Source organism: Arthrobacter sp. NPDC080086, assembly GCF_040702285.1.
Map to the genome: position 1 here is coordinate 73,254 of NZ_JBFBKP010000004.1, position 12,353 is coordinate 85,606.

At 69.9% G+C, this 12,353-nt stretch carries 10 protein-coding genes; 3 read left to right on the forward strand and 7 right to left on the reverse strand.

Going from position 1 to position 12,353, the window contains the following annotated elements:
* Positions 1-96 precede the first annotated feature (96 nt).
* The 6 genes from AB0305_RS03175 to AB0305_RS03200 all read right to left on the reverse strand — a co-directional run bounded on the left by AB0305_RS03175 (position 97) and on the right by AB0305_RS03200 (position 6,456).
* Positions 97-489, reverse strand: coding sequence for a GntR family transcriptional regulator (locus AB0305_RS03175; RefSeq protein WP_364137443.1), 393 nt, complete (start codon positions 487-489; stop codon positions 97-99).
* Positions 486-2,225, reverse strand: a complete 1,740-nt coding sequence (locus tag AB0305_RS03180) for an ABC transporter ATP-binding protein (protein ID WP_364137948.1) — start codon at positions 2,223-2,225, stop codon at positions 486-488. The genes AB0305_RS03175 and AB0305_RS03180 overlap by 4 nt, the downstream gene beginning before the upstream one ends.
* A gap of 101 nt (positions 2,226-2,326) precedes the next feature.
* On the reverse strand, positions 2,327-4,084 hold the full coding sequence (locus AB0305_RS03185) for an ABC transporter ATP-binding protein (protein ID WP_364137445.1): 1,758 nt from the start codon (positions 4,082-4,084) through the stop codon (positions 2,327-2,329).
* 190 nt (positions 4,085-4,274) lie between these two features.
* Positions 4,275-5,063, reverse strand: a complete 789-nt coding sequence (locus AB0305_RS03190) for a trans-aconitate 2-methyltransferase (protein ID WP_364137447.1) — start codon at positions 5,061-5,063, stop codon at positions 4,275-4,277.
* A 70-nt stretch (positions 5,064-5,133) separates the two neighbouring features.
* On the reverse strand, positions 5,134-5,814 hold the full coding sequence (locus tag AB0305_RS03195; protein WP_364137449.1) for a serine esterase: 681 nt from the start codon (positions 5,812-5,814) through the stop codon (positions 5,134-5,136).
* Positions 5,815-6,456 (reverse strand): NAD(P)-binding domain-containing protein, encoded by a 642-nt coding sequence (locus AB0305_RS03200; RefSeq protein WP_364137451.1) that lies wholly within the window; start codon positions 6,454-6,456, stop codon positions 5,815-5,817.
* A 178-nt stretch (positions 6,457-6,634) separates the two neighbouring features.
* On the opposite strand from AB0305_RS03200, the gene AB0305_RS03205 reads away from it, so the two are divergent.
* The 3 genes from AB0305_RS03205 (at position 6,635) to AB0305_RS03215 (ending at position 11,062) form a co-directional block, all read left to right on the forward strand.
* Positions 6,635-9,181, forward strand: coding sequence for an RNA helicase (locus AB0305_RS03205; protein WP_290257935.1), 2,547 nt, complete (start codon positions 6,635-6,637; stop codon positions 9,179-9,181).
* Between the two features lie 20 nt (positions 9,182-9,201).
* Positions 9,202-9,699, forward strand: coding sequence for a GNAT family N-acetyltransferase (locus AB0305_RS03210; RefSeq protein ID WP_364137453.1), 498 nt, complete (start codon positions 9,202-9,204; stop codon positions 9,697-9,699).
* A gap of 97 nt (positions 9,700-9,796) precedes the next feature.
* A complete protein-coding gene (locus tag AB0305_RS03215) occupies positions 9,797-11,062 on the forward strand; it encodes an alpha/beta fold hydrolase (protein ID WP_364137950.1) in 1,266 nt (421 codons plus the stop codon).
* 101 nt (positions 11,063-11,163) lie between these two features.
* On the opposite strand, the gene AB0305_RS03220 is transcribed toward AB0305_RS03215, so the two are convergent.
* A complete protein-coding gene (locus tag AB0305_RS03220; protein WP_364137455.1) occupies positions 11,164-12,192 on the reverse strand; it encodes a TerC family protein in 1,029 nt (342 codons plus the stop codon).
* Positions 12,193-12,353: the final 161 nt, after the last annotated feature.

A 12,353-nucleotide genomic window follows, 5' to 3' on the forward strand; every position in this document is an offset into this window, starting at 1 on the left:
TTAGGCACGCTTACCATGCTAATCGAAAACTTCTTCGAATCGCTATTCGGGCGGTGCGTGTGCTAGGGCACCCCGGTCAGGGGCGCTCAACGCCGCTCAGTGGCGGTCGTACGCGGCGGCGAGCAGCTGGACCGCCTCGGCGAAGCTGGCGCCCTTGGCCCGCGCGGCGGCGGCGTAGTCGGCGGCGGACTCGGCGAGGGACCCCCAGGCCTCGTCCCGCGCGCAGACCACCGTGCCGTTGCGGCCCTGGGTGCTGACGACGCCGGCGGCCTCGAGTTCCTTGTAGGCGCGGGCCACGGTGTGCGGCGCGACGCCCAGCTCGGCGGCCAGGCTGCGGACGGCGGGGAGCCGGGTTCCGGGGGCGAGCGTGCCGTCGTCGGCCCGTTCGATGATGTTCAGCCGCAGCTGCTCGAACAGCGGGACGGAGCTGGCGGTGCTGGGCTTCCAGGTGCCCGGAAAGGCGGCCGTGCCGGCGGACGGAGGCGTCACCGGCCGGACTCCAGGGCGTCCGCGGCGGCCGGCAGCCCGGCGAACTGGGCGCGGCACAGCGCGGCGTAGTGGCCTCCCCGTCCGGTCAGTTCCTGGTGGGTGCCCTGCTCAACGACGCGTCCTTGGTCCATGACGAGAATTAGATCAGCGTCCCGGACGGTGGACAAGCGGTGGGCAATCACGAAGCTGGTCCGGTCCTCCCGGAGCCGTGCCATCGCTTCCCGGATCTGCAGCTCGGTCCTGCTGTCCACGGAGCTGGTGGCCTCGTCCAGGACCAGGATGCTGCCGCCGGCCAGGTGGGTGCGGGCGATCGAGATCAACTGGCGCTGGCCGCGGCTGAGCGAGCCGCCGTCGTTGCCGAGGACGGTGGCGTACCCGTCCGGGAGGGCGCGGACGAACGGGTCGACGTGGCTGGCCTGCGCTGCGGCGATGATGTCCGCGTCGGGGGCGCCGGGCCGGCCGTACTCGATGTTGTCCCGGATGGTGCCGGTGAAGAGCCAGGCGTCCTGCAGGACGGTTCCGATGCCCGCCCGGAGGACGTCCCTGGGCAGCTCCGCGATGTCGACGCCGTCGATGGTGATGCGGCCGGCGTCGGGCTCGTAGAAGCGCATCAGGAGGTTGACCACCGTGGTCTTCCCGGCGCCGGTGTGGCCGACGATCGCCACCGTCTGGCCGGGTTCGGCCGTGAAGCTGAGGTCGCGGACCACCGGTGCGTCCGGGCGGTAGCCGAAGCTGACCCCCTCGAAGCGGATCCGTCCGGCCGGAAGGGCGGCGTTGCCGGTGCCGGCTGGCACGGCGACTTCTCCGGTGTCGGCGGGGATTTCGTCCGCGTCGAGCAGGGCGAAGACGCGCCCGGCGGAGGCCAGGCAGGACTGGATCAGGGTGAGCATGCCGCCGATCTGCCCCATCGGCTGGCTGAAGAGCCTGCTGAACTGGATGAAGGCCTGGACACCGCCGATGCTCATGGTTCCCGCGGCCACCTGGAGTGCCCCGATGACGGCGACGGCGATGTAGTTGAGGTTGGCGACGAACAGCATCAGCGGCTGCACCATCCCGGAGAGGTACTGCGCGCTGGAGGCGGCCCGGTAGAGCCGCTCGTTCCCGGCGCGGAAGACCGTGGCGGCGGCCTCCTGGCGGCCGAAGGCCTTGACCACCTCGTGCCCGGAGAAGAATTCCTCGAGGTGGGCCTGGACGGCGCCCGTGCTGCTCCACTGTTCGCCGAAGTGCGCCTGCGACCGGCGAGCCACCAGGACGGTGACCAGGGTGGACACCGGCACGGAGACGAGCGCGATGAGCGCCAGCAGCGGCGAAAGCCAGATCATCATGGTCAGCGCCCCGGTGAGCATCAGGACGGACATGATCAACTGGTTGAGCAGCTGGTTCAGGGACTGGGAGACGTTGTCGACGTCGTTGGTGGCCCGGCTCAGCACGTCGCCGCGGTGCTGGCCCTCGAAGTGGGCGGACGGCAGGACGTGGACCTTGCGTTCGACGGCGGCCCGGAGGCCGTAGCTGAGCCGCTGCACGGCGGTGGCGGTGAGGGCGCCCTGGATCCAGCTGAAGACGGAGGCGCCGAGGTACATCAGCGACACCGCCAGCAGCAGCCGGCCCAGGTGCGCCTCGTCGAAGCCCCGGCCCATGACGCCGCGGACCACGATGTCGGTGGCGTCGCCCAGGTACTTCGGTGCGGCGACGTTCAGGGCGGCGAAGCCGCAGGTTGCCGCGACGACGCCTGCCATCCTGAGCCGCACGGGCCGGAGCAGTCCGAGCAGCCGGGCTGCCGTCCGCCGCCGCGGCGGGGGCGGCGGGGTGACGGCCGTGTCGGCGGCGCCGTCGGCGGTCACAGGCTGTCCGCCAGGATCAGCTGGGAGGCGGCGATGTCCCGGTACGCCGGGGAGCCGGCCAGCAGCGCGTCGTGGCTGCCCTGCGCGCTGACCCGCCCCTCCTCCAGCACGAGAATGGTGTCCGCGTCCGCGATGCTGGCCACCCGTTCGGCCACCACCAGCACGGTGGCGTCCGCCAGCAGGGGTTGCAGGGCGCGGCGCAGCCGGTGGTCGGTGCCGTAGTCCAGGGCCGAGAAGCTGTCGTCGAAGAGGTAGATGTCGGCGTGGCGGAGCAGGGCCCGGGCGATGCAGAGCCGCTGCCGCTGGCCGCCGGAGAGGTTGCCGCCGCCCTGGCTGAGCGGGGCGTCGAGCCCGCCGTCGAGTTCGCGGACGAAGACGTCGGCCTGCGCAGCCTCCAGCGCCTCCCACAGTTCGGCGTCGGTGGCGTCGAGCCCGCCCACCCGGAGGTTCCGCGCCACGGTCCCGCCGAAAAGGTGGGAGTGCTGCGGCACCAGCGAAATCCTGCCGCGCAGCTGGTCCAGGGGCAGCGTGGCGATGTCGGCCCCGCCCAGGAAGACGGTGCCGTGCGTCGGATCCAGGAAGCGTGGCAGGAGGTTCACCAGCGTGGTCTTCCCGCTGCCGGTGGCGCCGATGACCGCGGTCGTGGTGCCGGGGCGGGCCGTGAAGCTGATCCCGGAGAGCACGGGCTTCTCTGCCCCCGGATAGGCGAAGCCGACGTCGCGGAACTCGACCGTCCCGGCGGCGGCGCGGGGTTCGACCGTCCGGACTGCAGCGCCGACGACGGCGGTGCGGGGGTCGGCGATGGACGGCTCGGTGTCCAGCACCGCCCGGATCCGTTCGGCGCAGACGGCAGCCCGGGGCGCCGTAGTGAACACATACATGGCCATGACGATCGCGATCATGATCTGCAGGATGTAGGCGATGAACGCGGCCAGGGCGCCCACCTTCATCTGCCCGGCGGCAATCCGGTGCCCGCCGAACCAGACGACCGCCACGGATGACAGGTTCACCACGATCATGATCAGGGGATTCATCCCGGCCACCAACAGCGCCGAATCCAGGTTGTTCCGGGTGAGGTCCCGGTTGACCGCGCCGAAGCGCCGCATCTCGTGCTCCTGCCGCACGAAGCTGCGGATCACGTTGGCACCGATGATTTGCTCCCGCAGCGTCCGGCCGGCGCGGTCGATGAGCTGCTGGCCCGCCCGGTAGAGCGGGATCAGCCGGCGGACGATCAGGAACATGATCGCTGCCAGGAGCGGGATGACGGCGACCACGATGCCGGAAAGCGCCACGTCCTGGTGAACCGCCAGCACGATGCCGCCGACGAAGCTGGCGGGCGCCGCCACCAGCATTGTCAGGACCAGCAGGGTGAGGTTCTGGATCTGGACGACGTCGTTGGTGGCCCGGGTGACCAGGCTGGACGCGCCGAAGCCGGCGATGTCCTGCGAGGAGAAGGTCTGCACGGTGGCGAAGAGGTCGCTGCGCAGGTCCCGGGCGACCCGCATGGCGACGACGGCGCCGAGGTAGCCTGCGGCGAGGGCCGTGACCACCTGCACCGCGGCGACGGCGGCCATGACGGCCCCCAGGCGCGGGATGGCCGGGGTGTCGCCGGCGACGATCCCCTGGTCGATGATCGCCGCATTCAGGGTGGGAAGGAGCAGGTTGGCGGTGGTCTGGAGCAGCTGAAGCCCGATGATGGCCGCGACCGCGCCCCGATGCGCGGCCAGCGCCCGTCTGATCAGGGCAAACAGCATAGAACCTCCAACGTCGGGTCACGCAGCGTGATGGCGGACGTCGTAGCCGTCGCCCGCCGGGCCGGTACCGTCCCCCGGCCTGGCGGCGGAAAGGTACCCGGAAGCGGAGAGTCGCGCGGCCGCCCCCAGACCGCTTTGTCATTGTATGCCTACGACTCAGCGGAAGTTGTCACACGGCGTGTCACATCCGTCAATCGAGGAGGGAACCGCCGCGCTTGCGGGCGACGGCGAAGACCCTGCGGAACTCGAAGACCGTCCCGTGCGGCCCCCGCGGGTAGGCCTCCCGGAGCATCGCTCCGTACTGCGCCTCGAAGCGTTCGGCGTCCGGGCCGTCGAGTGCGGCGAGAACCGGCCGCAGCCCCGTGCCGCGGACCCACTCCAGGACGGCGTCCGGGCCCTGAAGCACCTGCAAGTAGGTGGTCTCCCAGACGTCCGCGTCGCAGCCGGCATCAAGCATCAGCTTCAGGTAGTCGGCGGGCTGGCCCACGACGTCGTCGTGCCGGAGGACTCCGGCGAGCGGCTCGGCCCACTCCCCCGTCCCGGCCAGGGAGCGCATCAGCGCGTGCGAGGGGGCATCGAAGTTGCCCGGGACCTGGAGGGCGAACCACGCGCCGGGGCGGAGCGCGGCCAGCCAGCCCTCCAGCAGCCCGCGGTGGCCCGGGACCCATTGCAGGGCCGCGTTGGTGACCACGACGTCGGTTTCCGGACCGGGCTGCCAGCCGGCGATGTCGGCCCGCTCGAAGCGGAGGCCGCCGCCGGCCAGCGCCGCTGCACGTTCCAGCATCTCCGGTGAGGAGTCGATACCCACCACGTCGGCACCTGGCCAGCGGGCGGCGAGGGCAGCCGTCAGGTTGCCCGGTCCGCAGCCGAGGTCCACCACCTGCCGCGGCGCTTCGGCCCGGATCCGCCCGGTCAGGTCGAAGAAGGGCCGGTCCCGGTGGTCGCCGAACTGTGCATACTTGGCCGCATCCCACTTCATGAGTTCCCCCGCCTCGCGATGCTCTTTAACCGCAGTGTTCTTTCACCCGCAGTGTTCTTCCAGGGGAAGCCTAAGCCCGGGCGGGGGCCGCCGGGGCGTCACGGTCCGTGGTCCGCGCGGCGCCCGCCGTGAGGTCCGCGATCCAGGAGCCCAGCTCCGCCAGGGTCCGGGGCGAGATGCCGTGGCCGCCCGGGTCGCGCCGGGAGCGGGCGGCCGCGGATGATTCGCCCCGCAAGTACCGCCAGGTGCGGTCGAGCAGTTCCGCGGGGATCACCCGGTCCTGCTCGCCCTGGGCCACGAAGACGGGCGTCCCGTCGAGCAGGCCAGGGGTCACGGGGACTCCGGCGTCGAAGGGCAGCGTCCCGTAGAGGATGGCCGCGCCGGCGTAGCGGACCGGGTCGGAGAGCAGCAGGCCGCCGGCGAAGGCGGCGCCGCCGCTGAAGCCCACCAGCACCACGGGGCGGCCGGCCGGGGCGGCCCCGTCCAACCATGTCCGGAACCAGGCCATGGTCCCGGCCAGGGATTCGGCTACGGGCCGTCCGATGCCGCGGTTGGCGAACCAGGCATAGCCGCCGCCCTCGGCGATGGGGGCCCGCACGGCGGCATAGGCGGCGCCCTCGGGCAACGCGCCGGCCAGGCCCAGGATGTCGCGTTCGTTCGATCCCCGGCCGTGCAGCAGGACCACGAGTGGTGCCTTCGGGTCTGCGGACCCTGCGGTCGCCACCACCGGCGCCGGATAGGTGTCCGTCATTTACTTCGTCACCTTCAGGCCGGTGTCCCAGGTGAAGTCGGGGAACGCGGGGCTGGCCTGCATGGTCATGAGGACGAACTGGAAGCCTTCGAGTTCGCGGGCGCGCTTGAGCGGTCCGACGGCGAGGGGCCGCATGCCGGCGTCGCTGACGAAGCGGGCGACGGCGGCGGTGGCCGCCTCGTCGTCGCCGGCGATGAAGACGTCCAGCGGCTGCCCGGCGGACTGGCCGGTCATGAGGGTTCCGGCGAAGGTGGTGTTGAAGGCCTTGACGACGGGCGCACCGGCGGGGGCCAGGGCGGCAATTTCCTCGGCCGCGGAGCTGCCCGGGGCGACCACGAGGGAGTCGAAGGTCTCGAAGTTGACGGGGTTCGTGATGTCAACGATGACCTTGCCGGCCAGGGCGGCGCCATAGCTCTCCACCACGTCCCTGGCGGCGTCGAACGGAACCGCGAGGACGAGGAGGCCGCCGGCGGGGGCGCTCCCGATGCTGCCGTGGCCGACGCCTGCGCCGAGTTCACCAGCCAGCGTCCGGGCCTTGTCCGCGTCCCGGCCAAGGATTTCGACGGTGCGGCCGGCAGCGAGGGCGCGGGTGGCAATGCCACGGGCCATGGAGCCGTTGCCGATGATGGTGATGTCAGTCATGGGGTTCTTCTTTCCAAAGAGGCGTGCCAGGAGGTTTTTCATGGGGTTCTGTTCTGCCGGGATCGAATTGATAAGTTGAAGCTACAACTAAAACTACGCCGCTGCAGTTGAATGTTCAAGTGTTTGCTGCGCCGGTGCGGAATCCCGCCCGACGGCCGCGGCACTAAGCTGGAAGGCAATGAAACTCGTAGATCAGCTCCCCGCCCCGGCCGCCCGCGTTTCAGGCGGCGCGGGTGTGGACCCGGACGAGCTTTACACCCGCTTCGTCGAGTGGACGGAGAGCCGCGGAATCGCCCTCTACCCCGCCCAGGACGAGGCCGTCATGGAACTGGCCTCCGGGGCCAACGTCATCCTCGCCACCCCCACCGGTTCGGGTAAATCGCTGGTAGCGATTGCCGCCCATTACCAGGCGATGGCCCGCGGACAGCGCAGCTACTACACCGCCCCGATCAAGGCCCTGGTCTCCGAGAAGTTCTTCGCGCTCTGCGACATCTTCGGCGCCGAGAACGTCGGCATGATCACCGGCGACTCCGGCGTCAACCAGGATGCCCCGATCATCTGCTGCACGGCCGAGATCCTGGCCAACATCGCCCTCCGGGAGGGCTCGGCCGCCGAACTCGGCTCCGTGATCATGGACGAGTTCCACTTCTATTCGGACCCCCAGCGCGGCTGGGCGTGGCAGGTGCCGCTGCTGGAACTGCCGCAGGCCCAGTTCCTGCTGATGTCCGCGACCCTCGGCGACGTCAGCCGCTTCGAAACCGGCATCACCGACCTGACCGGCCGCCCCACCACCACGGTCAGCTCCGCGGAGCGGCCCATCCCGCTGCACTTCTACTACCAGCAGACGCCGGTGCACGAGACCCTGGAGGAGTTGCTCTCCACGAAACAGGTCCCGGTGTACGTGGTGCACTTCAGCCAGCTGGAGGCGATCGACCGGGCCCAGACGCTGATGAGCATCAACGTCTGCACCCGGGAGGAAAAGGACCGGATCGCCGAACTCATTGCCGGCTTCCGGTTCGCGCCCGGGTTCGGCAAGACGCTGAACCGGCTGGTCCGGCACGGCATCGGCGTCCACCACGCGGGCATGCTGCCCAAGTACCGCCGCCTGGTGGAGCAGCTGGCGCAGGCGGGGCTGCTGAAGGTCATCTGCGGCACGGACACCCTGGGCGTGGGCATTAACGTTCCCATCCGCACCGTGCTGCTCACCGCCTTGAGCAAGTACGACGGCGTCCGCACCCGTCTGCTGAACTCGCGCGAATTCCATCAGATCGCCGGACGCGCGGGCCGCGCAGGCTACGACACCGCCGGCACCGTGGTGGTCCAGGCGCCCGAGCACGTGATCGAGAACGTCAAGGCGATGGCCAAGGCCACCGCCAAGTTCGGCGACGACCAGAAGAAGCTCCGCCAGGTGGTCAAGAAGAAGCCGCCCGAGGGCTTCGTGTCCTGGGGTGAGCCGACCTTCCAGCGGCTGGTCGAGTCCGTGCCGGATCCCCTGGTCTCCAGCTTCACCGTCACGCACGCGATGCTGATGAACCTGATGGAACGCCCCGGCGATCCCTTCCAGGCCGCCCGCCGGCTGCTGACCGAGAACCACGAAACGAGGCCCGCGCAGCTGAAGCTGATGAAGCGCGCTCTCGGCATCTACCGCGAGCTCCTGGCGGCGGGCGTCGTCGAGCGGATCCCGGCCGCCGAGCAGGGCCCGGACGGCCGGTCGGTCCGGCTGACCGTGCACCTGCAGGCCAACTTCGCACTGAACCAGCCGCTCTCCCCCTTCGCCCTGGCGGCGTTGGACCTGCTGGACCCGGAGTCGCCGTCGTACGCCCTGGACGTTGTCTCGGTGATCGAATCGACGCTGGAGAAGCCGCGGCAGATCCTCTCCGCGCAGCAGAAGAAGGCCCGCGGCGAGGCCGTCGCCGCGATGAAGGCGGACGGGATCGACTATGACCAGCGGATGGCCATGCTGGAGGAAGTCACCTACCCGCAGCCGCTGGCCGAAATCCTCGGCGAGGCGTTCGACGTCTACCGCAAGGCCGCGCCCTGGATCGGCGACTTCGAACTCGCACCCAAGTCCGTCATCCGCGACATGTACGAACGGGCCATGAACTTCGGCGAGTTCGTCCAGTTCTACGGCCTGGCCCGCTCCGAGGGGATCGTGCTCCGCTACCTGGCGGACGGCTTCAAGGCGCTCCGACAGACCGTGCCGCAGGACGCCCTGCGCGAGGACCTCGAGGACCTGATCGCGTGGCTCGGCGAGCTGGTCCGGCAGGTCGACTCCAGCCTGCTGGACGAATGGGAGGAACTCACCTCCGGCGCCGCGCCCACCCCGCACGACGCTCCCCCTCCCCCGCCGCCGTCGCTGACATCCAACGTCCGGGCCTTCCGGGTGATGGTGCGGAATGAGATGTTCCGCCGCGTTGAGCTCTTCGCGGACGAGGCCGCCACCGAACTCGGGGAGCTCGACGGCGCCGCCGGCTGGGACGCCGAGCGCTGGGAGGACGCCCTGGACGACTACTTCGACGAACACAACGACATCGGCACCGGGCCGGACGCGCGCGGACCCGGGCTGCTGATCATCACCGAGGAGCCGGGCCGCTGGAAGGTCCGGCAGATCTTCGACGATCCGGAGGGCAACCACGACTGGGGCATCTCCGCCGAGGTGGACCTCGCCGCCTCCGACGAGGCCGGCAGCGCGGTGGTGCGCGTGACCGACGTTAACCGTCTGTAGCCGCTAGTAAACTGCAGTCCATGACTGTAATCCGGCCCGCGGCCGCCTCCGACGTCCCCGCCATCCTGCAGATGATCCACGACCTGGCCATCTACGAAAAGGAGCCGGACGCGGTCCGGAACACCCCTGACATGCTCACCGAAGTGCTGTTCGGGGAGAACCCGCGGGTCTTCGCCACCATGGCCGAGAACGAGGCGGGCGAGGTGCAGGGATTCGCTCTGTGGTTCCTGAACTACTCCACCTGGGAGGGCGTCCACGGGATCTACCTCGAGGACCTGTACGTCAAGCCGGAGGCCCGCGGCGCCGGGCACGGCAAGGCCCTGCTGCAGCACCTGGCTGCCACCGCCGTCGAACGCGGCTACGCCCGGGTGGAGTGGAGCGTCCTGGACTGGAATGAGCCCTCGATCGCGTTCTACCGGAACCTCGGCGCGGCGCCGATGGACGAATGGTCCACCTTCCGGCTCACCGGCGACGCCCTGGCAGGGTTCGGTTCCCGCGCGGAGGCGGCCCGTGGCTGACACCGTGGCCCCGGCACCCGCCGCGCACGCCCCGCTGCCCGTCCTCGAGTCCGGCTCCGTCCCGCACGTGGTCAAGGGCCGGCACAGCTACCGGGGGATGCGCACCACCGAACACTACTTCGAGGTCCCCCTGGACCATGCGGATCCCGCGGGCGAGACCATCACTGTCTTCGCCCGCGAGTACGTCTCCGCCGACCACACCGAGGAGCAGGCGCAGGAGCTGCCCTGGCTGCTCTTCCTGCAGGGCGGCCCCGGCGGCCGCGGCAACCGGTTCCCGTCCCTGGGCGGCTGGGGCAAGGCCGCGGCCAAGGACTTCCGGATTCTCATGCTGGATCAGCGCGGCACCGGCCTGTCCTCCCCCGCGGACCGGCACACCCTGCCGCTGCGGGGCAGCGACCGGGACCAGGCCGAGTACCTAACCCACTTGCGCGCCGACTCGATCGTGGCCGACGCCGAGGCGATCCGCCGGACCCTCGGCGCGGCGCCGTGGACCATTTACGGGCAGAGCTACGGAGGTTTCTGCGCCCTGACCTACCTGTCCTTCGCCCCGGAGGGTCTGCGCGAGGTGCTGATCACCGGGGGCCTCGCTCCCCTCACCGGCCCCGCGGACCGGGTCTACCAGGCCACGTTCCGCCGGGTCGCCGCCCGCAACGCCGAATACTTCGGCTGGTACCCGGAGGACCGGGAGACCGTGAACCGGATCGCCCGGCACCTGCGGGAGACGCCGGAGGTGCTGGCGGACGGCAGCCCGTTGACGGTGGAGCGGTTCCAGATGGTGGGTTCCTTCCTGGGCGGCAACACCCGCGTGGACGGCCTCCACCACCTGCTGGAGGACGCCTTCACCGCCACTCCCGACGGCGACCGGCTCTCCGACACCTTCCTGGAGCAGGTCCGCGGCCTGGTCACCCGCGCCGCCAACCCGCTCTACGCGCTGATGCACGAATCCATCTACGGCCAGGGCGAGGCGACGGACTGGGCGGCGCTGCGGGTGCTGCAGGACCACCCAGAGTTCCGCCCGGACGTGCCGGCCCCGCTGCTCACCGGCGAGATGGTCTACCCCTGGTACTTCGAGCAGGACCCGGCGCTGGAGCCGCTGCGCGCCGTCGCCGCCCTGCTGGCAGAGAAGGACGACTGGGCGCCGCTGTACGACCTGGACCGACTGGCCGCCACCACGGTGCCGGTCGCGGCCGCCGTCTACACCGACGACATCTACGTGGACCGCGACCTGTCGCTGGAAACCGCCCGCGCGGTGCGCGGGCTGCAGGTCTGGGAGACGGACGAGTTCCACCACGACGGCATTGCCGACGACGGCGAGGCGATCTTCGGCCGCCTGCTGGGGATGGCACGGGCCCACACGGCCTGACACCGCCCGGCACAGCCTGGGCACAACAATGCCCGGGGAAGCGCTGGCTTCCCCGGGCATTGTTGCCAGCGCGACCGGCGCTAGCCGGTACTGGGTCGGCGCTACTCGGCGTCGGTGAGGCTCTTGCGGGAGTCTTCCTCGAGCCGGGCGTCCAGCTTGGCCGTGGTGGCCTTGGAGCTGTAGAGGCTGGCGACGACGGCGATGATGATGGTGCCGACGATGACGCCGAGGGAGACGAAGGTGGGGATCTCCGGGGCCCATTCGATGTGCCGGCCGCCGTTGATGAAGGGCAGCTCGTTGACGTGCATGGCGTGCAGGACCAGCTTGACGCCGATGAAGGCCAGGATCACCGAGAGCGCGTGCTTGAGGTAGACCAGCCGGGTCATCAGGCCGCCCAGCAGGAAGTACAGCTGGCGCAGGCCCATCAGGGCGAACAGGTTGGCGGTGAAGACGATGAACGCGCTCTGCGTCAGGCCGAAGATCGCCGGGATGGAGTCCACCGCGAAGAGGAGGTCGGTCAGGCCGATGGTGACGAAGACGATCACCATGGGGGTGAAGACCTTCTTGCCGTCCACCACGGTGCGGATCTTGCCGCCGTCGAACTTCTCGGACATCGGCAGGACGCGGCGGATCCTTGCGATCAGCGGGTTCTCCCGGTCCTCTTCGTCCTCACCCTCGTCCTGGGCCTGCTTCCAGGCGGTCCAGAGAAGGAACGCGCCGAAGATGTAGAACACCCAGCTGAACTGCTCGATGACGATCGCGCCGAGCATGATGAAGATGCCGCGCAGGATCAGGGCGATGATGATGCCCACCATCAGGACTTCCTGCTGGTATTTCCGGGGCACCGAGAAGCGCGCCATGATGATGATGAACACGAACAGGTTGTCGATGCTCAGGCTGTACTCGGTGACCCAGCCGGAGACGAATTGGCCGCCGTACTCGGGGCCGGTGAAGAGGAACATGGCGCCCGCGAACAGCAGCGCCAGGCCGATGTAGAACGAGACCCAGAGGCCGGCTTCCTTCATCGACGGCTCGTGCGGCCGCTTCAGGACCAGCAGCAGGTCGATGGCAAGGATCAGGCCGAGGACGGCGAAGGAGCCGATCTCAAACCAGAGGGGAAGTTCAGGCACGTAGAAACCTTTCGGAGGGCATGACTCAGCGGTGTAAGTCTCTCCGGCCCCACGGCGGCCAGGAACGCGTTCCTGGATCTGGTGTGGTGCCCGCTACGTCCGGCATGGCGTCCGTGCCATGCGTGCTGACGATCGTAGCGCTTTGGGATACTCCCCTACGT